This window comes from Stenotrophomonas sp. VV52 (assembly GCF_002893095.1).
Lineage (GTDB): Bacteria > Pseudomonadota > Gammaproteobacteria > Xanthomonadales > Xanthomonadaceae > Stenotrophomonas > Stenotrophomonas aracearum.
Map to the genome: position 1 here is coordinate 188,994 of NZ_PKQQ01000008.1, position 20,466 is coordinate 209,459.

18 protein-coding genes and 4 tRNA genes are annotated in these 20,466 nt (G+C 67.6%); 14 read left to right on the plus strand and 8 right to left on the minus strand.

Annotated elements, in window-relative coordinates; translation table 11 throughout:
• Positions 1-3: 3 nt before the first annotated feature.
• From C2U58_RS14380 to wrbA, 3 genes are all read right to left on the minus strand, one after another.
• Entirely contained in the window at positions 4-489 is a 486-nt protein-coding gene (locus C2U58_RS14380) for an asparaginase domain-containing protein (RefSeq protein WP_102946459.1), read from the minus strand.
• Between the two features lie 71 nt (positions 490-560).
• Complete coding sequence (locus C2U58_RS14385) at positions 561-899, minus strand: DUF2069 domain-containing protein (RefSeq protein WP_102946460.1); 339 nt, start codon at positions 897-899, stop codon at positions 561-563.
• Positions 896-1,486, minus strand: a complete 591-nt coding sequence (wrbA, locus tag C2U58_RS14390; protein WP_102946490.1) for an NAD(P)H:quinone oxidoreductase — start codon at positions 1,484-1,486, stop codon at positions 896-898. The genes C2U58_RS14385 and wrbA overlap by 4 nt, the downstream gene beginning before the upstream one ends.
• A gap of 73 nt (positions 1,487-1,559) precedes the next feature.
• Between wrbA and C2U58_RS14395 the strand changes: the two genes are divergently transcribed.
• Both C2U58_RS14395 and C2U58_RS14400 read left to right on the plus strand, forming a co-directional pair.
• A complete protein-coding gene (locus tag C2U58_RS14395; protein WP_102946461.1) occupies positions 1,560-2,834 on the plus strand; it encodes a YihY family inner membrane protein in 1,275 nt (424 codons plus the stop codon).
• Positions 2,831-3,394 (plus strand): TlpA disulfide reductase family protein, encoded by a 564-nt coding sequence (locus tag C2U58_RS14400; protein WP_102946462.1) that lies wholly within the window; start codon positions 2,831-2,833, stop codon positions 3,392-3,394. Before C2U58_RS14395 ends, C2U58_RS14400 begins: the two co-directional genes overlap by 4 nt.
• A gap of 9 nt (positions 3,395-3,403) precedes the next feature.
• Here the strand turns inward: C2U58_RS14400 and ppk2 are convergent, their stop codons facing one another.
• The 4 genes from ppk2 to hemA are packed head-to-tail and all read right to left on the minus strand — an operon-like array spanning position 3,404 to position 8,277.
• Positions 3,404-4,186 carry a polyphosphate kinase 2 gene (gene ppk2, locus C2U58_RS14405; protein ID WP_102946463.1) on the minus strand — a complete coding sequence of 261 codons (783 nt, stop codon included), beginning with the start codon at positions 4,184-4,186 and terminating at the stop codon, positions 3,404-3,406.
• Positions 4,187-4,233: 47 nt separating this feature from the next.
• The gene (locus tag C2U58_RS14410) at positions 4,234-5,934 is read right to left on the minus strand and encodes a tetratricopeptide repeat protein (protein ID WP_102946464.1); all 1,701 of its coding nucleotides are present in this window, start codon (positions 5,932-5,934) and stop codon (positions 4,234-4,236) included.
• Entirely contained in the window at positions 5,931-7,016 is a 1,086-nt protein-coding gene (prfA, locus tag C2U58_RS14415) for a peptide chain release factor 1 (protein ID WP_102946465.1), read from the minus strand. Before prfA ends, C2U58_RS14410 begins: the two co-directional genes overlap by 4 nt.
• Positions 6,994-8,277: a glutamyl-tRNA reductase gene (hemA, locus tag C2U58_RS14420; RefSeq protein WP_102946466.1), complete on the minus strand. Its 1,284-nt coding sequence runs from the start codon at positions 8,275-8,277 to the stop codon at positions 6,994-6,996. Before hemA ends, prfA begins: the two co-directional genes overlap by 23 nt.
• A 64-nt stretch (positions 8,278-8,341) precedes the next feature.
• Between hemA and C2U58_RS14425 the strand changes: the two genes are divergently transcribed.
• The 8 genes from C2U58_RS14425 (at position 8,342) to ychF (ending at position 15,205) form a co-directional block, all read left to right on the plus strand.
• Positions 8,342-10,039, plus strand: coding sequence for a tetratricopeptide repeat protein (locus tag C2U58_RS14425; protein WP_102946467.1), 1,698 nt, complete (start codon positions 8,342-8,344; stop codon positions 10,037-10,039).
• Positions 10,036-10,698, plus strand: a complete 663-nt coding sequence (lolB, locus tag C2U58_RS14430; protein ID WP_102946468.1) for a lipoprotein insertase outer membrane protein LolB — start codon at positions 10,036-10,038, stop codon at positions 10,696-10,698. Before C2U58_RS14425 ends, lolB begins: the two co-directional genes overlap by 4 nt.
• Positions 10,695-11,564, plus strand: a complete 870-nt coding sequence (gene ispE / locus C2U58_RS14435) for a 4-(cytidine 5'-diphospho)-2-C-methyl-D-erythritol kinase (RefSeq protein WP_102946469.1) — start codon at positions 10,695-10,697, stop codon at positions 11,562-11,564. The genes lolB and ispE overlap by 4 nt, the downstream gene beginning before the upstream one ends.
• Positions 11,565-11,573: 9 nt before the next feature.
• Positions 11,574-11,650, plus strand: a tRNA-Gln gene (locus C2U58_RS14440).
• A 109-nt stretch (positions 11,651-11,759) separates the two neighbouring features.
• Complete coding sequence (locus C2U58_RS14445; protein WP_026070235.1) at positions 11,760-12,719, plus strand: ribose-phosphate diphosphokinase; 960 nt, start codon at positions 11,760-11,762, stop codon at positions 12,717-12,719.
• 80 nt (positions 12,720-12,799) lie between these two features.
• Positions 12,800-13,417, plus strand: a complete 618-nt coding sequence (locus C2U58_RS14450) for a 50S ribosomal protein L25/general stress protein Ctc (protein WP_102946470.1) — start codon at positions 12,800-12,802, stop codon at positions 13,415-13,417.
• 47 nt (positions 13,418-13,464) lie between these two features.
• Positions 13,465-14,043, plus strand: a complete 579-nt coding sequence (pth, locus tag C2U58_RS14455) for an aminoacyl-tRNA hydrolase (protein ID WP_102946471.1) — start codon at positions 13,465-13,467, stop codon at positions 14,041-14,043.
• A 70-nt stretch (positions 14,044-14,113) separates the two neighbouring features.
• A complete protein-coding gene (gene ychF / locus C2U58_RS14460) occupies positions 14,114-15,205 on the plus strand; it encodes a redox-regulated ATPase YchF (protein WP_102946472.1) in 1,092 nt (363 codons plus the stop codon).
• A 760-nt stretch (positions 15,206-15,965) separates the two neighbouring features.
• Here the strand turns inward: ychF and C2U58_RS14465 are convergent.
• Positions 15,966-18,704 carry a TonB-dependent receptor gene (locus C2U58_RS14465; protein ID WP_102946473.1) on the minus strand — a complete coding sequence of 913 codons (2,739 nt, stop codon included), beginning with the start codon at positions 18,702-18,704 and terminating at the stop codon, positions 15,966-15,968.
• 218 nt (positions 18,705-18,922) lie between these two features.
• On the opposite strand from C2U58_RS14465, the gene C2U58_RS14470 reads away from it, so the two are divergent.
• The 4 genes from C2U58_RS14470 to C2U58_RS14485 all read left to right on the plus strand — a co-directional run bounded on the left by C2U58_RS14470 (position 18,923) and on the right by C2U58_RS14485 (position 20,389).
• Positions 18,923-19,933 (plus strand): isoaspartyl peptidase/L-asparaginase, encoded by a 1,011-nt coding sequence (locus C2U58_RS14470; protein ID WP_102946474.1) that lies wholly within the window; start codon positions 18,923-18,925, stop codon positions 19,931-19,933.
• A gap of 136 nt (positions 19,934-20,069) precedes the next feature.
• Positions 20,070-20,155, plus strand: a tRNA-Tyr gene (locus tag C2U58_RS14475).
• 37 nt (positions 20,156-20,192) lie between these two features.
• Positions 20,193-20,266 (plus strand) — tRNA-Gly (locus tag C2U58_RS14480).
• A 47-nt stretch (positions 20,267-20,313) separates the two neighbouring features.
• Positions 20,314-20,389, plus strand: a tRNA-Thr gene (locus C2U58_RS14485).
• Positions 20,390-20,466: the final 77 nt, after the last annotated feature.

Here is a 20,466-nt window from a genome sequence, read left to right on the forward strand (position 1 = left end):
AGATCATGCGTCTTCGAATCGGTTGGCTGCCACGTTCTTGCGGACGTGTTCCGGGTTCCAGATGCGGCCGTTCATGGCGATGTACACGCCCGGCTGCAGCGACTGCACCGCGCCGATCGCGCAGCCGATGTTGAACTCGGCATCCGAACCACGGAAACGGGCCGGGCTGAGTGCGCCGGTCATCACGATGGTCTTGTCGGGAATGCTCTTGAGCACGCGGCCGGTCTGCACCATCGAATCGGTGCCGTGGGTGACCAGCACGTGGCGGGTCGGCTGCGCGGCGATGGTGGCGCGGATCAGCTCGCGGTCCTCGTCGCTGATGTGCAGCGAGTCCTTGCGCAGGATCGGGATCACGTTGAAGCGGAAGGTCACGCCCAGTTCGCGCAGGATCATCCCGATCTGCGGATCGCCGATCTGGTAGTCCGACTTGTCGTCGAAGTAGATCTTGTCGATCGTGCCACCGGTGGTGATGATCAGTAGTTCTTCCATTGCCGCAATCCTGGTGTGAGCGTGAGCCGCGCGGAACAGCCCGCGCCAGGCCGCCATGATACCGCGCGGCATCACCCCTTCGGGCCGAACCGTTTCCGCAGCCCCGGTGCGCTCGACACTCCGATCACCGCCAACGCCAGCAGCAGCTCCGCCCAGGCCCAATGCGCGGTCTCCGGGTGGCTCCACGCGCTCATCACGCCATGGCTGAACCAGAACAACGCCAGCACGCCCGCCCAGAACGGCGCCTTGCCACGGCCCAGCAGCACCCCGATCGCCAGCAGCAGCGGCGGCAGGGTGAAGACCAGCTGGCTGGCCAGCCAGTGCCGGTCCTGCGCGAACCACGCGGCATACACCGCAGCCAGCGCCAGCAGCACCGCTGCCAACGTCCATTTCTGCGCGCGCGCGCTCATCCCAGCCGCCGTGCGATATCGGCCACGCGCCGGCCCAGCGCGCGGGCCAGCACGGCCTCGTCTTCGCTCGGCACCGGGTTGTCGTCCGCGCCGGCCACATGGCTGGCGCCATAGGGCGTACCACCGGTCGTGGTGTGGCTGAGCGCCGGTTCCGTAAAGGGAATGCCCACGATCAGGCAGCCGTGATGCAGCAGCGGCACCTGCATCGACAGCAGCGTGGACTCCTGCCCGCCGTGCAGCGACGCGGTCGAGGTGAACACCCCGGCCGGCTTGCCGGCCAGGGTGCCGTTGACCCACTCGGCGCCCAGCCCGTCCATGAAATGCTTGACCGGCGCGGCCATGTTGCCGAACCGGGTCGGACTGCCGAGCAGCAGGCCGCTGCATTCGGCCAGGTCCTCCACGCTCACGTACGGGGCACCGTCTTCGGGCACCGGCGGTCGCGCGGTCTGGGTCACTGCCGCCACCGGCGGCACCGTGCGCAGGCGCGCGCTCATGCCCGGCACTTCGCCGACGCCACGCGCGATCTGGCGCGCGAGCCGCGCCACCGAACCGCCGCGGCTGTAGTACAGCACCAGAATCTCCGCCATCTTGCTTCCGTTGTGACCCATCCGGCCCGCAGTATGGCATTGCCTCCACCCGGCTTCAGGTACGCTTGCCTCGATGGAACCCCTGGATACCCTCAATCTCTGGTTGGAACGCGGGCGCGACCGGGCCCGTACCGCCAGCTTCGGTCGCTTCCTGTGGCGCCGCTTCCTGGACGACCGCCTGTTCCAGGCCGCCGCCTCGCTGGCCTACACCACGGTGTTCGCGCTGGTGCCGCTGGCGATCGTGGTGTTCGGGGTGCTCTCCGCGTTTCCGGTGTTCGACCGCTGGAGCGACACGCTCAGCGACTACGTGTTCTCCAACTTCGTGCCCAACGCCGCGCGCGCCGCCGAAGGCTACCTGCGCCAGTTCTCGGCCAGTGCCGGCCAGCTCACCGCCGCCGGCTTCATCGCGCTGGTGGTGTCGCTGCTGATCACCCTCAACAGCGTGGAAGAAACCTTCAACCAGATCTGGCGGGTCAGCTCGACCCGGCCCAAGCTCACCCGTTTCCTGGTGTACTGGACCGTGCTCACCCTGGGCGCGATGCTGGCCGCCGCCTCGCTGGCGGTCTCGGCGCGGGTGTTCGCGCTGCCGCTGTTCGGCACCAGCGAGGGCCGCCTGCTCGCCGACGCCTCGTTGACCATCGCCCCGATCCTGATCGAGTTCGTCTGCATCATGCTGGTGTACCGGGTGGTCCCGCACCACACGGTGAAGTGGCGCCACGCCATTCCCGGTGCGATCCTGGCGGCGGTGATGCTGGAGTTGGTGAAGTGGGGCATGGGCGCCTACCTCGGCAGTTTCCAGTCCTACCAGAAGCTCTATGGCACGGTGGCGTTCGTGCCGATCCTGCTGCTGTGGATCTACCTGTGCTGGGTCTCGGTGCTGCTCGGTGCCTCGCTGGCTTCGTCGATCGCCGCCTTCCGCTACCAGCCGGCCGACCTGCGCCTGCCCACCGGCTACGAGCTCTACGGCCTGCTGCGCCTGATCGGGCGCTTCCACCAGGCCCGCGTGGACGGTCGCGGCCTGGACGAGGACGAGGTGCTGCGGCTCGAGCCGATGCTCACCGATTCGCTGCTGCAGAGCATGCTCTGCGACCTGGAAGCGATCCGCGTGGTGCGTCGCGACGAGCAGGGCGAATGGCTGCTCGCGCGCGACCTGGACAAGCTCACCCTGGCCGACCTCTACGAATCCACGCAGCTGCGCATCCCGGTCAAGGAAGCCTACCTGCCGTACCGCGACGACAGCCTGGGCATCGCCTCGGTGGCGGCGCTGGACGCACTGCGCCTGCCCCTGCGCGAGCTGCTCAAGCGCCGCGTCAGCGACATCTATACCCCCCACGGAGATACGCCATGACCGCCAAGCCCCTGCTGCTTGCGCTGGGCCTGCTGGCCCTGGCCGGCTGCAACAAGCCCGCCCCGCAACCTGAAGCCGCTGCGCCCGCACCGGCGCCGGTGACCGAACCGGCTGCACCTGCCGACAGCGCCAGCCCCGACCTGGAGCGCGCCACCGCCGAACAGCCACGTCTGGTGCTGCCGGCGCTCGATGGCACTACCTACGACCTGGCCGCGCACCGCGGCAAGTGGGTGGTGGTGAACTTCTGGGCGACCTGGTGCGCCCCGTGCCGCAAGGAAATGCCGGAGCTGTCGGCGCTGCATGCAATGCGCGAGCAGATCGAAGTGGTCGGCCTGGCCTACGAGGACATCGACCCGGCGGAAATGAAGGACTTCCTGAAAAAGCTGCCGGTGACCTATCCGATCGTGCTGGTCGACACCTACAACCCGCCGGAAGATTTCGCCGTGCCGCGCGGCCTGCCGATGACCTACCTGATCGCCCCGGACGGCAAGGTTGCCAAGCAGTTCCTGGGTCCGGTCACCGCGGCTGACATCGAGAAGGAAATCGCCAAAGGCGCGTAATCCGCGCCTTCAACCTTCGTCTTCGAATGCCCTGATCGGTTTCAACACGCCGAACTGCTCTTCATGCAGCTTGCCCTTCAGTGGCGGAAGCTCCGGTACCGGATCGTCCACATGGGTGTCGGGCAACCGGTCGAGCAGATTGCGGATCAGGCTCAGGCGGCCGCGCCGCTGGTCGTTGAAATCGACCAGCGTCCACGGCGAGGCGTCGCGATGGGTGGCACGCAGCATCGCCTCGCGGGCTTCGGTGTACGCGGTGTACTTGCTGCGCGATTTCAGGTCCACCGGCGACAGCTTCCAGCCCTTCAGCGGGTCCACGTGGCGTTCGGCGAAACGTTCTTCCTGCTGTGCCTGGTCCACGGTGAGCCAGTACTTGAACAGCAGGATGCCGTCGTCCACCAGCAGCTTTTCGAACACCGGGGTTTGTTCCAGGAACGCGCGGTACTCCGTCTCCGAGCAGTACCCCATCACGTGTTCGACCCCGGCGCGGTTGTACCAGCTCCGGTCCATCAGCACGATCTCACCGGCCGCCGGCAGGTGGGTGACGTAGCGCTGGAAATACCATTGCGTGGCTTCGCGTTCGGTCGGCTTGGGCAGCGCCACCACCCGGCACTGGCGCGGGTTGAGGTGTTCGGCGATGGACTGGATCGCGCCCCCCTTGCCGGCGGTGTCGCGGCCCTCGAACAGCACCAGCACGCGCTGCCCGGTGTGCTGCACCCAGCGCGCCATCGTGGTGATTTCCAGCTGCATCGGTTCCAGCAGTTCCTGGTAGGCCTTGCGCTTGAGCTTGCCCATGGGGGCCTCGTGGCGGGACGGTGGACCTCAGGGTACACCGGGTCGTGTCAACGCCCCTGCCACCCGCGTTCCGTGGCCATGGCCTCGACCTGTGCGGTGAAATCAACCGCGAAACCCGCCATGTCGAACAGGCCGCTGTCTGCCCGCGCCTGCGCCAGTTTCGCGCGCAATGCCGTCATCGCCTGCGGGTCGTTGCCGAGCGCAATCGCGGTCGCCACAAACGTCGCATCATCGGCAACATTCATTTCCGCCAACCCAAGGTGATGGTTGAGCGAGCCGGCAACACGGGAGGCGAAGGTCGCACCCGGACACGTCAGCACCGGGCACCCCGCCCACAACGCATCCGACGCCGTGGTATGCGCGTTGTACGGATGGGTATCCAGGAACAGATCCGCATGCTGGTACCGCGCCAGATACACCGGATGCGGCAGCTTCGGCATGAACACCAGCCGCGACGGGTCCACGCCGGCCTCGCGCGCGGCCGCCCGCAACCGCGCATCGGCGTTGCCCGGACCGGACAGCAACCACAGCACGCTGCCCGGTACGCCCTGCAGCACCGCGAAGGCGCGACGCATGCTGCGCGGGTTGAGCTTGTAACTGTTGTTGAAGCAGCAGAACACCACGCCCCGTTCGGGCAGGCCGCACGCCACACGGTCCGGCACCGCTTCCAGCACGCGGGTGTTGTCCGACGGCTGGAAGGCGCGTGGCAGGTAGCGGACCTGCTCGCTGAAGGCCGGTGCCAATGCATCGGGCAGCACGTAGCGGTCGGCGAGCACGTAGTCCATCCACGCTGCGCCGGACGTGCCGGGATAGGCCAGCCAAGTCACCTGCACCGGGGCAGGGCGCATCGCCAGCACCGCCGGGGTGCCGCCGCCGCCCCAGCCGCGCAGGTCGAACAGCACATCGACCTCCGCGGCGCGAATGCGCTCGGCGATGCCGGTGTGGGGCAGGGCAGATACATCGTGCAGTGTGCTGGCGGCCGCCTGCAGGCGCGCGCGGATCGCACTGCCATCATCGCGGTTGAGCGCGAACAGGTGCAGCTCCAGCCCGCCCAGCACGCGCAGCTGCTCGAACAGCGCCACGGTCAGCAGGCCGGTCGGGTGCGCACCGAAGCCATTGGAGAGGAAGCCCACCCGCAGCGGACCCTGCGCGCGCACGCGCGTGGCCGGCAACGCGCGCACGCCGCTGGCAATACCGGCCGCGCGTTGCCGCGCACAGCCCAGCTGTTCGGCCGCACTGCTGTCTTCGTTGAGGAAGGCAAAGGGCTCGACTACCGCAGCGCCCTGCGCAACTGCCTGCCTCACCTGCTGCGCCAGCGCGTCCAGCCCGCGCCAGTCGCACAGGCGACGCTGCCAGTTGAGCAGCTGCGCGGTGATGTAGGGTTCGCCCGGCAGCAGCCGGTGCGCGTGCCGGTAGGCGTCAGCGGCCGCTTCGGGCTGGCCGGCGTCTTCCAGTGCATGGCCCAGCCACAATGCAATGCCCGGATGCTGCGGCACCAGGTTCGCGGCCTGTCGCAGCAGCGCGGCTGCTTCGTCGTGGCGGCCCTGCATCCAGCGGGTCCGGCCCAGCCGTGCCAGGGCCTCGGGATGGCCGGGGCGCAGCTGCAGCGCGCGTTGGGCAGCGAGGTCGCCGGCCCCGGTGTCCCCAGCTTCCAGCTCTGCATCGGCCAGCATCACCCAGGCAATGAAGTCCTGCGGCTGCCGTTGAACTGCCATGCGCAGCTGCGCGCGCTGCGGGTCCATGCTCACGCCCCGGCGGACAGCTGGGCCAGTTCGTCGGCCTGGTGTTCGTGGATCAGGCGTTCGACCAGGCCATCCATTTCGCCGGCGATGATGTTGGGCAGGTCGTACAGGGTCAGTCCTTCCACCCGGTGGTCGGTGATCCGACCCTGCGGGAAGCTGTAGGTCCGGATGCGCTGGCTGCGGTCGCCACTGCCGACCTGCAGGCGCCGGCTTTCCGCGGTCGCCGCAGCCTGCTTGCTGCGCTCGCTGTCGAGCAGCTGCGCCTTCAGCCGCTTCATCGCCTTGTCGCGGTTGGCGTGCTGGCTGCGTTCGGTCTGGCATTCCACTACCACGCCACTCGGCACGTGGGTAATCCGGATCGCCGACTCGGTCTTGTTGACGTGCTGGCCGCCCGCCCCGGAGGAGCGGAACGTGTCGACCTTCAGGTCGGCCGGGTTGATGACGATGTCATCGACCTCGTCGGCCTCGGGAATGATCGCCACGGTGGCCGCCGAGGTGTGGATGCGACCCTGCGATTCGGTGGCCGGCACGCGCTGCACGCGGTGCGTGCCCGACTCGAACTTGAGCTTGGAGTACGCGCCACGGCCGACCACGCGGGCCACGATCTCCTTGTAGCCGCCATGCTCGCCGGGGCTGTCCGATTCGATCTCGACCTTCCAGCCCTGGCGCTCTGCATAACGTGCGTACATGCGGAACAGGTCGCCGGCGAAGATCGCCGCCTCGTCGCCGCCGGTGCCGGCGCGCACTTCCAGGAACAGGTTGCCGTCATCGCGCGGGTCGCGCGGCACCAGCAGCAGGGCCAGGTCGTGGTCGAGCTGCTGCAGGCGCTCCTGCGCGGCGGCGATTTCCTCGTCGGCCAGCTCGCGCAGGTCGGGGTCGGCACGCATGGCCTCGGCCGCCGCCAGGTCGGCCAGCGCACGCGCTTCGTCGGCCAGGGCAGTGGCGATCGGCTGCAGCTGCGCGAACTCGCGCGAAAAATTGCGGAAGCGCTCGTTGTCGCCGACCACGTCCGGGTCGGCCAGCAGGCGTTCAAGTTCTTCGCGGCGCTCGGCCAGCGCTTCCAGCTTACGGCGCAGGGTCGGCGTCATCGGTCCTCTCAACAGCGTGGTGGTAGCCCGGCTTGGCCGGGAACAGGCGCTCGGCGGCGCGGGTCAGCTCAGTATCGCCGCTGAGCGCGGCCGCGCGCAGCGCGGCGGTCGGCGGATGCAGCAGGCGGTTGGTCAGGCCGTGCGCGAGCAGCTCCAGCACTTCTTCCGGCGACTTGCCGTGCGCCAGCTGCTGGCGGGCCTTGTCCAGCATCTCCACCCGGGTCGCTTCGCCATAGGCGCGCAGCTGCCGCAGTGGCGCCTGGTGCGCGCTGGCCTGCTGGGTCTCGACAAAGCGCGACACCTGCAGCTCGATGATCGCTTCGGCTTCGGCGGCGGCCTCGCGACGACTGCGGCGGTTGTCTTCCACCGCGCGCTCCAGGTCGTCCACGGTGTACAGGAAGGCGTCCTTCAGCTCGCCCACGCCGGATTCGATATCGCGCGGTACGGCCAGGTCGAACAGCAGCATCGGCTTGTGGCGGCGCGCGCGCAGTGCGGCGGCGACCTGGGCGGTGCCGATCACCGGCTCGCGCGCGGCGGTGGCCGAGAACACCACGTCGGCCTCGCCGAGATGCCGGTCCAGCTCGCTCAGCGGCAGCGCCACCCCGCCGTGGCGGGTGGCCAGCTCCTGCGCATGGGCCAGGGTGCGGTTGGCGATCAGCAGGCGCCGGACCCGGCCTTCGCTCAGGTGCCGGGCCGCCAGCTCGATGGTCTCGCCGGCGCCGACCAGCAGCACGGTGGAGTCTTCCAGCCGCGCGAACGAGTTCTGCGCCAGGCGCACGGCGGTGGAGGCCACCGAGATCGGATTGGCGCCGACCCGGGTATCGGTGCGGGCGCGCTTGGCGACCGAGAAGGTCTGCTGGAACAGCCGGTCCAGGCGCTGGCCGAGCAGCCCGTGGTCGCGCGCGGTGGCCCAGGCATCCTTGACCTGGCCCAGGATCTGCGGCTCGCCCAGCACCATCGAGTCCAGCCCGGTGGCGACCCGGAACAGGTGGCGCACCGCATCGGCGTCGGCATGCTGGTACAGGTAGCCGTGCAGCTGGCCGGCATGGCGTTCCAGCCAGTGCGCCAGGGCCTCAGCGGAATCGGCCACCGCGTACAGCTCGGTGCGGTTGCAGGTGGAGAGCAGGACCGCTTCGGCCACCTGCGGGGTATCGCGCAGCGACGCCAATGCCTGGGGCAGGGCGTCGCCGCCAAAGGAAGCGCGTTCGCGCAGCTCCACTGGCGCGGTCTGGTGATTCAGTCCGAGCACCCACAGGGTCATTGTTCAGTTGCTTGCGATAAGCTGCTGGCCATTCAAGTCGTCATTTTAAGGCCAGAAGCCCCCGATGCCCGCATTGATTCGCATCTCCAGCGTTCTGTTGCTGTCCCTGGCCGCCGCCAACGCCCTCGCAGCGGCCGTAGCGCCGGGCTCTGCCCGGCTGACACACAAGGCGGCCACGGCCGAACCGGCCTCACTGACCCCGGTGATGGCCGGCGAGTTTGCCCTGCAGGCCGGCAAGCTGGCCGAGGCCGCGCGCTGGTACCTGGAGGCGGCCGAGGCGGGCCGCGACGATGCCGGCCTGGCCGAACGGGCCACCCGCATCGCCATGTTGGCCGACGACGACAAAAGGGCCACCCGCGCGCTGTCCCTATGGGAAAAACGCGCGCCGCGCTCGCTGGCCATGCGCAGCAGCGCCGCCGCGCTGGACCTGCGCAAGGGCGACGTGAAGGGCGCCCGCACCGAGCTGGCCGCGCTGCTGCGCGATCCGGACCCACGCGGCTGGAAGTTCGCGCTGGCCGCCTTGGTCGGTGGCGGTCGCGACCCGGCAGCCGCGGCCGACGTGCTGGGCCAGCTGGTCGACGACAACGCCATCCCCAACCAGTTGGAGCCCTGGCAGGAATTCGGCCGCCTGGCCATGCGCATGGACCGGCCCGAGCTGGCCCGGCGCATGGTCGACGAAGTGGTGCGCCGGTTCCCCGGCGAACCGCGGGTGGCCTTGTTGAATGCCAGCCTGATGTTCCAGGCCGGCAAGGCCGACGAGGCGCTGGCCGCCCTGCGCGCGGTCGAGCCGCGCACCGTCGCCGACCCCGAGCTGCGCAACGCGGTGGCGATCGCCTACGACGCCATGGGCGATGCCAAGGCCGCCGAACGGGTGCTGTCGGTGGGCCCGCAGGACGTGCAGACCTGGGGCATGCGGGCCTCCCTGCTGGCCAAGCAGAAGGACGACACCGCGCTGCTGGCGCTGTACACCGACCTGTCGAAGCAGGCGACCAAGCCGGATCCGGCGCAGCGCCTGCTGCTCGGCAAGATCGCCGAGTACCTCAAGCGCCATGCCGAAGCGGTGGACTGGTACCTGAGCGTGCCTGGCGGCGAAGAGCGCGCCGAAGCGCGCCTGCGTGCGGCCAGTGCCGAATACGAACTGGGCCGCACCGACAAGGCGTTCGCCGGCGTGCATGCGCTCCAGTCCGACGCCAGCATCGACGACGAAGCGCGGCGCGATGCCTACCTGCTCGAAGCCGAACTGCGCCAGCGCGGCAACGACCTGCCGGGCGAGCTGGACGCGCTGGCCCGGGGCCTGGCCGCCTACCCGGACGAGAATGCGCTGCTGTATGCCCGCGCGCTGGCCTGGGAGCGTCGCGACGACGTGCCGCGCGCCGAGGCCGACCTGCGCAAGATCCTGGTGACCGAGCCGGAAAACGTGGCCGCGCTCAACGCGCTGGGCTACACCCTGGCCGACCGCACCACGCGCTACCAGGAAGCGCTCGAGCTGATCGACCGCGCCCGCGTGGCCGAACCGGACAATGCCGCCATCGTCGACAGCTATGGCTGGGTGCTGTATCGCCTGGGCCGCAAGGAAGAGGCGCTGGTGCAGCTGCGCCGGGCCTGGACCCTGGCCAAGGACCCGGAAATCGCCGCGCATGTCGGTGAAGTGCTGTGGGTGCTCGGCCGCAAGGACGAGGCCCGCCGCTTCTTCGACGAGGCGCGCAGGCTGGATCCGGACAACCGTGCGCTGCAGCGCGTGATCGAGAAATACGGCGTATGAAGTGGATGTCGATGAAGGCCGCCTGCGCGGCGGCCCTGGCCCTGTCGTTGTCGGCCTGCGTGTCGCTGGACGCGCGCAAGGCGCCGGCCGCACCGGAGGTGGTCAGCTCCGTCAGTGCCGAAGCGGCGCAGGCCGAGGCGCTGCGGGTGGAGCAGGTGCGCGCCTGGCCAGCCTGGTCGTTCGAAGGCCGGGTCGCGGTCAGCAAGGGGCGCAACGGTGGCAGCGGCCGCATCGACTGGCGGCAGCAGGCGCGCCAGTACGTGGTGTCGCTCAGCGCGCCGGTGACCCGGCAGAGCTGGACCCTGACCGGCGACAGCGAACAGGGCGGCGGCCGGCTGGACGGCGTCGACGGCGGACCGCGCCAGGGCGCGGACGCGCAGCAGGTGCTGCTGGAGGCCACCGGCTGGGATATCCCGGTCAACCAGCTGCCGGACTGGGTACGCGGCCTGGTCGCCGAAGGTGCGAGCGCCGCCGGACAGGTCGATCGCGACGCGGAAGGGCGTCCGCGCCGCTTCCAGCAGATGGGCTGGGACATCCAGTACCTGGACTGGTACCCGGCCGAAGGCGACCGCCCGGTGCTGCCGCGCCGGATCGAAGCGGTCAAGGGCGACGCCAAGGTGCGCCTGCTGGTGGACGGCTGGGTGCTCGACGCCCCATGAGCGCTGCGGACCTGAATGGCAACGGGGCATGGTGGCCGGCTCCGGCCAAGCTGAACCTGTTCCTGCACATCACCGGTCGCCGGGCCGACGGCTATCACGCGCTGCAGAGCGTGTTCCGCCTGCTGGACTGGGGCGACCGGGTGCGGCTCGGCGTGCGTGAAGATGGAAAGGTGCGCCGTGACGGTCCCTCGGTGGCCGGCGTGGCGGAGGCCGACGATCTCGCCGTGCGCGCGGCGCTTCTGCTCAAAAAACATGCGAACGTCGCCCAGGGTGCTGACATCAGCATCGAAAAGCGAATTCCGGCCGGTGGCGGCTTCGGCGGTGGCTCGTCCGACGCTGCGACCGTACTGGTGGGCCTGAACCACCTTTGGCGCACCGGCCTGGACGTCGACACCCTGGCCGCACTGGGCCTGCAGCTGGGCGCGGACGTGCCGGTCTTCGTGCGCGGACACAACGCGTGGGCCGAGGGCGTGGGCGAGCAGCTGACCCCGCTGGCCCTGCCGCCGGCCTGGTATGTGATCGCCGACCCCGGTGTCCACGTGCCCACCGCTGCGCTTTTCAGCTCGCCGGATTTGACGCGCGACGCCCCAGTGGCGAAAATAGCGGACTTCGCTTCCGGGTCTTTGCTCGGGAATGCGTTCGAGCCGGTACTGCGCCGTCGCGAACCTGCCGTCGAGGCAGTGCTCATCGCGTTGGACAGCATCGGCCGGGCACGACTCACCGGGTCGGGAAGCGGTTGTTTCGTCGAGTTCGACACGCGCGCTGCTGCAGAGCAGGGCCTGGCGGAGTTGCCGGAAGGACTGCGGGCATGGGTGGCTGCGGGCGTGGAGCGCTCGCCACTGCTTGATGTACTCGAGCGTTATTGATTTTGATGCAGGGGCGTCGCCAAGAGGCCCAAGGCACCAGGTTTTGATCCTGGCATTCGGAGGTTCGAATCCTCCCGCCCCTGCCACTTGCGGACGTCAACCGCGTTTTCCGGCGCAGGCCTGCGCGGACACGGTTGATCGGCCGCAGTGTTGTCGCCAGTTCTCCGCCAATCGCTCCCGCCCGAGACCGCCATGATGCAAGAACACCCGAACCTGCTGGTATTTTCCGGCAACGCCAACAAGCGCCTTGCGCAGAGCATCTGCAAGGAACTGGGGGTGCGGCCGGGCAAGGCATTGGTGTCGCGTTTCTCCGACGGGGAAGTGCAGGTCGAAATCGAAGAGAACGTCCGCAAGCAGGACGTCTTCGTGATCCAGCCGACCTGCGCGCCGAGCGCCGAGAACCTGATGGAACTGCTGGTCCTGATCGATGCGCTCAAGCGCGCCTCGGTCAACAGTGTCACCGCCGTGGTGCCGTATTTCGGCTACTCGCGCCAGGATCGCCGCATGCGCTCCTCGCGCGTGCCGATCACCGCCAAGGTCGCCGCCAAGATGTTCAGCGCCGTTGGCGCCGACCGCGTCCTGACGGTGGACCTGCATGCCGACCAGATCCAGGGGTTCTTCGACATGCCGGTGGACAACGTGTATGCCTCGCCGCTGCTGCTCGCCGACATCTGGCGCGCGTACGGCACTGAAAACCTGATCGTGGTGTCCCCGGACGTGGGTGGCGTGGTGCGTGCGCGCGCCGTCGCCAAGCGCCTGGACGACGCCGACCTGGCGATCATCGACAAGCGCCGTCCGCGCGCCAACGTCTCCACCGTGATGAACATCATCGGTGACGTCGAAGGCAAGACCTGCGTGATGGTCGATGACATCGTCGACACCGCCGGCACCCTGTGTGCGGCTGCCGCGGCGCTGAAGGCGCGCGGCGCCCTCAAGGTGGCGGCGTACTGCACCCACGCCGTGCTCTCGGGCCCGGCGGTGGACAACATCAACAACTCCCAGCTCGACGAGCTGGTGGTGACCGACACCATCCCGCTGCGTGAAGAGGCGCGGGTGTGCAGCAAGATCCGCCAGCTCAGCGTGGCGGAAATGCTGGCCGAGACGATGCGCCGCATCGCCTTCGGCGAGTCGGTCAGCTCGCTGTACGTGGACTGAGTTTTTTCCGGCACGTCTGGTCGCGGACGTGCCTTTCACCGCCAAGCCATCCTGGCAAGGCAACAACTGGTAGAACGAAAATGTCGAAGACCCATGAAATCAAGGTCACCAAGCGTGAACTGCAGCGTAAGGGTGCGAGCCGCCGCCTGCGTCACGCCGGTGTGATCCCGGCCATCGTGTACGGCGGCAACGCCGAACCGGTCGCCATCAGCCTGGACCACAACGCTACCTGGCTTGCCCAGCAGCACGAGTGGTTCTACTCGTCGATCCTGAGCCTGAACCTGGACGGCCAGATCACCAAGGTCCTGCTGCGTGACATGCAGCGCCACCCGCACAAGCAGCTGATCATGCACCTGGACTTCCTGCGCGTGGACGAGAACCAGGCCCTGACCGCCAACGTGCCGCTGCACTTCATCAACGAAGACACCTCGCCGGCTGGCAAGGCTGCCGACGTCGTGGTCACCCACGAACTGAAGGAAGTGACCGTCAGCTGCCTGCCGAAGGACCTGCCGGAATCGATCGACGTCGACCTGGCCGACCTGAAGGCGGGCGACGTGGTCTACCTGTCGGACATCAAGCTGCCGAAGGGCGTTGAGATCCCGGCCCTTGCCCAGGGCAAGGACCACGACGACGCCATCGTCACTGCCAAGCACGGCAAGGGCGAAGCGGCTGACGAAGAAGCGCCGGCTGCAGAGTAATACCCATCGGTGCCTGCCTTCGGGCAGGCACCGTGCTGGAAGGGACAATGGCAGGATTGCGACTTATCGTCGGTCTGGGCAACCCCGGATCGGAACACGCCCGGACCCGGCACAATGCCGGGTTTCATTTCGTTGAGGCCCTGGCTGAGAAAGCGGGCGCACGCTGGAGCGTGGACAGCAAGCTGTTCGGTGAGACCGCCAGGGTCGACATCGCCGGCCAGCCGGTGTGGCTGCTCAAGCCCGCCACTTTCATGAACCTCAGTGGCAAGTCGGTCACCGCCGCACAGCGGTTCTGGAAGATCGAGCCGGAGGACACGCTGCTGGCGCATGACGAACTGGACCTGGCTCCGGGCGTGGCACGCCTGAAGTTCGACGGGGGCCACGGTGGCCAGAACGGCCTGCGCGACACCATGCGCCTGCTGGGCCACGGAAAATTCCATCGGTTGCGCATCGGCATCGGTCATCCCGGTCACAAGGACCGCGTGGTGGGCTGGGTGCTGGGACGCCCGTCCAAGGAGGACGAGATCCTGACGGCCCGTGCCATCGACGATGCGATCGACGTGCTGCCGCTGGCGGTGCAGGGCGATTACAACGAAGCCATGAAGCGGCTGCATACGCAGCGCTGACGCGAAACGGATTGGCCAAGCGGCGCGTGCGCCGTTTCACCAATCACTTTCACCCCAGAGGTTGTCAAAGATGGGTATCAAATGCGGCATCGTCGGCCTGCCCAACGTCGGCAAGTCGACCCTGTTCAACGCGCTGACCAAGGCGGGCATCGCGGCGGCCAACTTCCCGTTCTGCACCATTGAGCCGAACGTGGGCATCGTGCCGGTGCCGGATCCGCGCCTGAACGAGCTGGCGGCGATCATCAATCCGCAGAAGGTCATTCCGACCGCGGTGGAGTTCGTCGACATCGCCGGCCTGGTTGCCGGCGCGGCCAGCGGTGAAGGCCTGGGCAACAAGTTCCTGGCCCACATCCGCGAGGTGGACGCGATCACGCACGTGGTGCGCTGCTTCGAGCATGGCGACATCATCCACGTGGCGGGCAAGGTGGATCCGATCTCGGACATCGAGACGATCGACATCGAGCTGGCCCTGGCCGACCTGGACAGCGTGGAGAAGGCGCTGAACCGCGCCGAGCGCGCGGCCAAGGGCGGCGACAAGGATGCGGCGGCACGCAAGCCGGTGCTGGCCAAGCTGCAGGCGGCGCTGGCCGACGGCAAGGCTGGCCGTTCGGTCGGCCTGGACGAGGAAGAGAAGGCGCTGGTGCGCGATCTGTTCCTGCTGACGCTGAAGCCGGTGATGTACATCTGCAACGTGCTGGAAGACGGCTTCGAGAACAACCCGCACCTGGAAGCGGTGCGTGCGCACGCAGCGGCCGAGGGCGCGATGGTGGTGCCGGTTTCCGCGGCGATCGAGGAAGAGCTGTCGCAGCTGGACGACGAAGACCGCGACACGTTCCTGGCCGATCTCGGCCTGAGCGAGCCGGGCCTGAACCGCGTGATCAACGCGGCGTACAAGCTGCTGGGCCTGCAGACCTACTTCACTGCCGGCGTCAAGGAAGTCCGCGCGTGGACCGTGCGCAAGGGCGCCACCGCGCCGCAGGCGGCCGCAGTGATCCACACCGACTTCGAGAAGGGCTTCATCCGCGCCGAAACCATCGCGTATGACGACTTCATCAAGTACAAGGGCGAAGCCGGTGCCAAGGAAGCAGGCCGCCTGCGCCTGGAAGGCAAGGAATACCGCGTCCAGGAAGGCGACGTCCTGCACTTCCGCTTCAACGTCTGATCCGCGCCCGCGCAGATCGACCCGAACGCCCCGCCTCGTGCGGGGCGTTTGCGTTCTGGCCTGGACAATAATTCACCACGCTTCGAAACCATTGCAGCGCAGTCTTCAACGGAGTTGTCCACAGCAAACTCCCATGGCTTTCCACGAACGGTGTGGAAAACCCGTGCAGCTTCTGGACAAAAAATCACCACCGTTCGAGAGCGTTGCGCCGCGTGGCTTACGTGACTTGTCCACAGCAAACCCCCACTGCTTTCCACGCGTAGTGTGGAAAACCTGATCGTCCGCGAAGAGCAGCGTCTCAGTCGCTACGTGCAGGGGCGGCCGCCGGGCAGCCCCGCTCCGGGACACGCCGTGAACCCATCCATGGGGGCTGCTAGAAAACATCCATGTTTTCTAGCGTCCCTCCGGGGGCTACCCGTCGGCCGCCCCCATACAGGGTCGTGTGCGGTGAGGAAGAGCAGCCGGGCAAGGCCCGGCTCTACCGCTTTTCGGTGACTCACCTGCCAACTGTCGGAGGGTCGGCGGGGGTGGGTTTGAGGGGGCACGAGCCGCATGGATGCGGCGATGAGCTTACATGGACGTACTTGCAGCGTCCCCCACAAACCCGCACCCGGCGGCCCTGACCAGGGAAACCACACAGACGAGGGCTGTTCGCCTGAATCCAACAGCAGCCGGGCAGGGCCCGGCGACACGGTACAGCGTGCAACCCAAAAAAAAGGCCGCCGACAGATCTGTCAGCGGCCTTTCAAAACAACAAGGCTTACAGCGCAGTACCACCAAACTTATGCGTGTACTGCAGGTTGATCGTACGCCCCACCGTGTCGAACCAGGACACGTCGTAGTACGGGTACGGCGTGTAGGTCGCGTCCTTCGGCGGCATCTTGTTGAACAGGTTCACCACCGACAGCGACAGGCGCGAATGGTCGTCGAAGCGGTACTGCAGCGACAGGTTGTAGCGGTACGTCGCCTTCATCCACGGGCTGTCGCCGCTCTCCCAGTCGAAACTCTGGTCGTAGCTGTCGTAGGTCGGCAGCCTGCCCAGGCGCGAACCGTACAGCGTTGCCGACCAGGCCGCGTTCTCCCAGGTCAGGCTCGCACTGGTCTTCGTGCGCGGAATGTCGAACCCGCTGTTCACCGCGAACTGGTCCTCCACCACATCGCCCGCGAACTGCTGGAAATCATGGTGCTGCACCCACGTATGGTTGCCGCTCAGGATGAAATCGCCGATCCCCGTGCCCAGCCGGTAGCGCACCCCCACGTCGATCCCGCGCGTCGTCTCCCGCGCGATGTTGATCGGGCTCACATGCACCCCGTACAGCCGCCCATCGTCGGTCCGCGTGACCCGGTTCACCGCGTCCACGCAGGTCGGCGACGCCGCGTCCGCGTCGCCCAGGCGGCAGGCCGCCTCGTCGCGCAGGATCGTGCTCACGTCCATGTCCTGCACCTGGTCGCGCATGTCGATGTCGAACCAGTCCACCGACAGGTCCAGCCCAATCGCCGGCGACCACACCAGCCCCGCACTCCACGACGTGCTGGTTTCCGGATCCAGCTGGCGGTTGCCCTCGCGCGTGCGGATCAGGTTCTCCTCGTAGTCCGAACAATCGTCCGCACCGTCCACCGCGCACGCGTAGTAATCGTTCGCGCTCGTCTCATCATTGCCCGGGCCCGCGTACACATAGTGCAGGTCCGGCGCACGGAACGCCGTGCCGTACGAACCGCGCACCAGCAACGTCTCGATCGGACGCCACTCGATCCCGCCGCTCCACGTCGCCTTGCCGATCGTATTGCCCGAATAGCGGTACTGGTCGAAGCGGCCCGCCACGCTCACGTTCAGCGTCTCGTGCAGCGGCAGGCGCAGTTCCGCCGCCGTCGCCCAGCGGTTGCGGCTGCCGTGTCCGTCCGAATCCTTCCAGCTGTAGTAGTAGTACTGCGTCGCCAGCGGATCCGGATTCAGCGCGTACGACTGGTTGCCGAACTCCGCCGTCGCCGCGAACCCGGCCTTGCCGCCCGGCAGCTCGAACAGCTCGCCGTTGGTCAGCGTCAACGCCGCCGTGTCCGTACGCGACTTCGGCGTATAGGTCGTGCGCGCCGCGATCGAATCGTATTCGGCGCGGCTCAGTGGCCGGTACAGGCGTGCCGGGTCCGCGTTGTAGATCGGGAAGCCGTCGTCGTCCTCGCCCAGCTGCGGGCCCAGGAACAGATCATTGGCCTTTGCCGCGATGATCTGCGGCCAGCGGATCGACGACTGGTACTGCGAATGGCTCAGCGACGCCTCGTAGTCCCACGCTGCGCCCAGCGCGCCCTTGAAGCCGGTGGTCACGCTGAAGGTCTTCTGCGTGCTGCGGATCATCCCCCTGTCCAGCCCGCCCATTTCCTCCGGCGAGAACTGGCGCTGCCAGAACTCCACCTGGTCGGTGGCCTGGTTGAAGAAGTAGCCGTCCTCGTTGCCGTCGGCCGCCATCAGGCCCCACTGGGTCACGTCGCGCATCAGCGCGATGTCGTGGTAGCCCAGCTGCACGTCGGCGAACCACTCCGCACCGTTGTCGAAGGCGTAGCGCAGCGACGCATAGCCGTTGGCCCCGCGGCGCTTGCTCAGGATCGTGCCGTAACCGATCGAACGGTCGCTGCCGCAGTAGAACCCGTAGCGCGGCCGCTCCGCGTAATAGGTGCTGCCCTTGTTCTGCCCGGCCAGCGCATCGCAGGTGGCCTGGCCCGGGTCCAGGTAATCGTCGTTGTAGTCCGTGCGCAGGTAGGCGCGACGGGCCGCGCGCGCGCTCTCGGTGGGCGCGTCCAGGGTCGAATCCTGCTGCGCACGCTCATACGCCCACAGCGGCGTCTGCGACTGCAGTTCCAGGCTGTACACCGCGCTGAAGCGGCCGCTGTCGAAGCCGCTGGCGATGCTCATGTCGAACGACTCGCCGCCGCCTTCGCTGGTGGTCCCCATGCGCACGTCGACCGTGGTGCCATCGACCTGCTTTTTCAGGATGAAATTGACCACGCCGGCAATCGCGTCCGAGCCGTAGATCGCCGACGCACTGCCGGTCAAGACCTCGATCCGCTCGATCATCCCCAGCGGGATGTTGGACACGTCGGTGAAGTTGCTGCGGCCCTGGAACGGCATCGGGAAATCGGCGATGCGGCGACCGTTGACCAGCACCAGGGTGTGGTTCGGGCCCAGCCCGCGCAGGTCGACCTGCTGCGCGCCCGGCGAGAAATCGGCACCGCTGGACGACTGCTGGCTCTGGGTCTCACCGCCGTTCTGGGTCATCGAACGCAGCACGTCCGGCACGCTGGTGAAGCCGTTGGCCTGGATCTGCTCGGCGGTGATCACCGTGACCGGCGCCGGTCCCTCGACCTGCGCGCGCGGGATGCGCGACCCGGTGACCTGCACCGTATCCAGCTGCTGCACCCCGGGAGCGGCCGGGGACTGCGCGGCCGCCGTTGCGGCCACGCCCATCAACGCCAGCTGGATCGACCACGCCATCGCCTGTTTACGCATGAGAATTCTCGGAAGAAAAGTGGGCCTCGAGGGAGGCCAAGACCCCCCATTCACATTCGGTGGATGGGCGGCGCGCATTTAACGCCTTTTTTACGTAGGCCGCCAGTCGCCGGGCTTCAGGTAGCGCATGACGCGTCACCCATGACGAACAGGCGGTGCCTGCCGGGCCGGGGCTGGGCCATGATGGTCGCTTCACCCCTTGGTCCGGACTCTCCCCCATGCGCCTGCGCTCCGCCCTGCTGTTTGCCCTGTGCCTGTCCCCGACGGTGGCCCTGGCTGCCGATCCCGTCCTGGTCATCCATGGTGGGGCAGGGGTGCAGCGCAAGGATCTCTCGCCGGCCGAGGAAAAGGCCGCACGCGACGCCCTGCGCCAGGCCCTGCTGCAGGGTCACCAGGCACTGGCCGCCGGCAAGCCGGCCCTGGAGGCGGTGACCGCGGCGATCACCGTGCTGGAGGACGACCCCACCTTCAATGCCGGCAAGGGCGCGGTCTTCACCCATGACGGCCGCAATGAACTGGATGCCGCGCTGATGGACGGCGCCACCCTCAAGGCCGGCGCCGTGGCCGGGGTGCAGCGCGTGCGCAATCCGATCCTGCTTGCCGAAGCGGTCATGCAGCACTCCCCGCACGTGATGATGGTGGGGCAGGGCGCCGAAGCGTTCGCCACCAGCCAGGGCATGACGCTGGTCGATCCCGCGTACTTCCGCACGGAAAAGCGCTGGCAGCAGCTGCAGCGTGCGCTGAAGGAAGAAGCCAGCGGCCAGGCGCATGCCGACCTGGAGACCGCAAAGCACTTCGGTACCGTCGGTGCGGTCGCGCTTGACGCAGAAGGCCACCTTGCAGCCGGTACGTCCACCGGCGGCATGACCAACAAGCGCTACGGCCGGGTCGGCGATGCGCCGATCATCGGTGCCGGCACCTACGCCAACGCCACCTGCGCCGTGTCCGGCACCGGCTGGGGCGAGTACTACATCCGCACTGCGGCCGCGCATGACATCTGCGCACGCATGGAATATCTCAAGCAGGGACCGGAACAGGCAGCGCGTGACGTGATCAACACGCGCATCCCCGCGCTCGGCGGCGACGGTGGTGCGATCGTGCTCTCCGCCGATGGGCGCGCCGCCACGCCATTCAATACGCAGGGCATGTATCGCGGCTGGATCGGCGCCGACGGCGTGCCGCACGTGGCCATCTTCGACGATGAAACGCTGCCGCTTCCCGGCCAATAGGCCGTATTTGCGGCGTTTGCGCGATTGGTGTGAAAAAATTCAAAAAGGTTGTTGACAGAACCCGCATTCACCCCCAAAATTCACGGCTCTTCCACCCCACACCGAAAACGCTTCGGCGCCAGGGACAGGGTGGTAAGGAGGGATACCCAAGCGGCCAACGGGGGCAGACTGTAAATCTGCTGGCTTACGCCTTCGGTGGTTCGAATCCACCTCCCTCCACCAGTTTCACGTAGTTTCAGTTGTGGCAAGAGCTTCCGTTGCGGGAGTAGTTCAATGGTAGAACCTCAGCCTTCCAAGCTGATGGTGCGGGTTCGATCCCCGTCTCCCGCTCCATTGAATGAGTTTGAATATATTCAAATTCGTGCCATAATTCAAAACTCGCTCACGTAGCTCAGTCGGTAGAGCACCTCCTTGGTAAGGAGGAGGTCGAAGGTTCGATTCCTTTCGTGAGCACCATCTAAGTGCCACCATTCAGACGATTTCGAGATAAGCAGCCATGGCCAAGGGTAAGTTCGAGCGCACCAAGCCGCACG